The following is a 3,163-nucleotide window of genomic DNA, read 5'->3' as shown; positions in this document are numbered from 1 at the left end:
TCTGGGCAAGGAAGCCATTACTCTTGATCTGCAAACGCAAGCGAGCCAGAAGTAACGGCTGCTGAAGATCTCGGTTATGCAGCGTGATGATAAGACGATCGCGACTGCCGGAATAATAGTCCACTAAGTGGGGGCTCTGCGGAGAGGGCCACTGAACCACAGCATGGATGGGGTAGAACTGAGCACACAACTCCTTCCCTCCTCCACAAAGGAGAAGAGAGAAGAGTAAGACTTTATAGAGTATGGTCCGAGCAAAGCCCGTGTGCTTAGATCTCCACATCGCTATCACGATTATAATCTAAATAAATTAGTTGCCTTGTTTTGTCACCTTGAGCAAAGACCTCTCTTCCCCGACACGAAGCTCTACGGTATAGACTCCAGAGGTATTTCCTCGCAGCTCGTACTCAAAAGTTTGCACTTGCACTTTCTTTAGAGCCTTCTTATCCATCTCTACCATGGTCGGAGATAGGAGGCGCAGTGTAAAGTCTTGAGGCTCTCGGAGCTCAATAAAGACCTTAAATTCTCCTGTCGTTGGATTAGGAGTCACAAGAAACTGTTTGATCATGGCTCCAACCTTATCATCGGGAAGAGTCACACTCCCAGCAGGTAGTACCTCGATACGCTGGCTAACAAGTGTAGAGCAGTCTCCAAGATAGCCCTCAAGTGCTACTGTATATATACCAGCAGAGTTCATTGTGAAGATAAGCCTCTCATCACTCTGGCTCTTGACAACTGCCCCGACAGGGAGATGCCATTTTAGTCGATCCGCCTTGATTTGACTGATATTAACTACATGGATCTCTGCTCCTAGGTCTACAGAGCTTGGAGCTGTAATATCAATGGGTAGTTCGGTCTGACTCTCACGGATTATAACCTCAGCGGAGGCTGTGCAACCGCCCTCATTGGTCACGATGACACGATAAGTGCCGGCACGGCTAACGCTAAGCTCTTTACCAGTTTCGCTGAGAGGCTGACCATTACGCAACCATGAGTAGCTTACATTCTCTTGATTGGATGTAGCTCGTAGATTACGACTTTGATCTTTACAGAGAGTAAAGGCTTCGGAGAGGCTTACCTTGAGTTCGTCTGGCTGTGTCAAGCTCAAGCGATAGCGTAGCGTACATCCAGCAGCATCAGATATCAGAGCTACATATTCTCCAGCCTGGAGTTTATCTCGCTGACGAGTAGTAAGACTAGGACTATCCTCCCAACGTATCGTATAGGGACTCGTACCTCCACTGATATTGAGTTTGATGCTACCATTAGAAGCTCCAAAGCAACTGGGGTGCACTAATTCTGGTCGCACAACAAGGGCGTCAGGTGAAGAAACCTCTGCTGTAGCATCAATAGTACAGCCTCTACTATCTGTAACACGGAGGAAGTAGGTCCCTATTTCGTTAACTCGAAGACTTGAGTTGGTTTCACCCTCCTTGTTCCACTCATATGAATATGGAGCAGTGCCTCCCGTGACAAGCGCTTCGATAGAGCCTTCACCTCCACTACAATTAGGGCTGATGACCTTAAACTTGAGGCTTAGGGGCTCGGGCTGAACTAATGTAAATATGGTAGATAATACACTGATGTTATTAGCATCTGTAATCTTCACTTGATATTGTCCTGCACTGAGACCACGAGCGATACTATCTGTTTGTTGACTTAGCTCTTCGTTAGAACCATTGGTTAGCTTATACCAAGTGTAGGTGTAGGGCAGACGGCTCGCTATATGGGGCTTGCCACCCTTAGCGTGTGCTGTTATCTCTCCGTTACTATCTCCGTGGCAACTAACGAAGCGACTCTCCTTGACCTCAACACCTAGGGGAGGAGGAGCATTGAGCGTTATATCAAGCTTTGCTCGACAACCGCAAGGGGCATTCTTATCCTCGGGAGCGAGAGCATCAAAGCGGGCATCCTCTACAATGACCTGATATTCTCCTCTAGATATATTAGATAGGGTGTAGATATACGCTCCCCCATCGGGGCGTACAGAAGTAGGAGTAAAGCTGCGACCATCCGACAGACGTATGATACGAACCTGGTAGCCGTTAGCAAGTGGAGTTCCCCCTGAGGCTCTAAAACTGATGGAGCCATCAGATGAGTTATAAGCTAAGGGACTTACGACAGCTTCCTCCAAAACAGACACGGCTTCGGAGGGCTCAGCCAGTGTGACGCGGTGTATGAGCTCATTGCCTCCACCGTCTTTGGCGAAGCAATCATTGCTATCATAAACCTTGAGGGTATATTGCCCTGCTGGAAGGCGAGAGAAAGTAGTTGTTGAGCTAAACTCTTGGGTGCGGATCTCTACCCCAGAGGCGTCAAGCAGATGTGCCTTGAAGCGCCCTGTTCCGCCCGAGGCCGTGAGTGTGATGGCACCATCAGTACCAGCGAAGCAACTCACATCCTTCTTGGTAAGCGAGTGTGTGATGGCAGGTCGCTCAGCGATGGTAAGGTCTAATTTATGTCCTTGTCCCCCTGAGTATCCTCCATATTCATAAAATGAAGATTGGAATCTAAATATATATCTACCGGAAGGAAGTCCCTCAATGGTAGCTGTGCGATTTGCATTGAGTCGTACATCAGAGATATTTTTAATGGTTTGTCCAGCCGAGTTAAGGACAAAGCCATGCAATATTTCAGCGGGGTATAGGGCCCTATCAAACTGAAATTTCACAGACGCATCCCCCGAGTTATTACAACGCTCTAAAGATATTTCTGAAGATAAAATATGAGGTGTCGAGATAGAAGTACGTAGCGTTATAGTAGAGCTTGGTTTAACAGGGTTATCTATCCTAAACTGGATATTCTTTCCTTGTCGAACCAACTCTAGATATTCAGCCTCCGTCATTAAGTCTTTCCCCTCTATACTCAAGCTACCAAGAGGAGATGAATCTATCAATGAAGCAGGTATATCTATCCATGAAGCCCCCGCATCAAGAGAATACTGCCATTTGTAAACAGAGCGGGGGAAGCCTGCTTGATTCTTTAGGATTACGCGGTCTTTAAGTGGCAAGAGCTGAGGCTGTACTGCATCAAATAAAAGCTCCGGATACAGTATAAACTTGTGCGTAACAACTCTGGAGTGGTAAGTGTCCAAACTGCCCCAGTCTAGGTTTGTTCTAGAAAACTCAGTTTGAGTACCATCTCCGATAAAGAAATCTCGATAATT

General features: G+C 47.0%; 1 protein-coding gene. It reads right to left on the bottom strand.

Going from position 1 to position 3,163, the window contains the following annotated elements; all coding sequences use genetic code 11:
- Positions 1–307: 307 nt before the first annotated feature.
- Positions 308–3,163, bottom strand: a 2,856-nt coding sequence (locus HMPREF1323_RS08780; protein ID WP_232204004.1) for a pectate lyase, incomplete at its 5' end; no start/stop codon positions are given.

The sequence above is a fragment of the Porphyromonas sp. oral taxon 279 str. F0450 genome (assembly GCF_000292995.1).
In the GTDB taxonomy this organism is placed as follows: Bacteria; Bacteroidota; Bacteroidia; order Bacteroidales; family Porphyromonadaceae; genus Porphyromonas; species Porphyromonas pasteri.
Note: the sequence above shows the minus strand (reverse complement) of the source record. Positions and strands in the feature narration are given on the sequence as shown.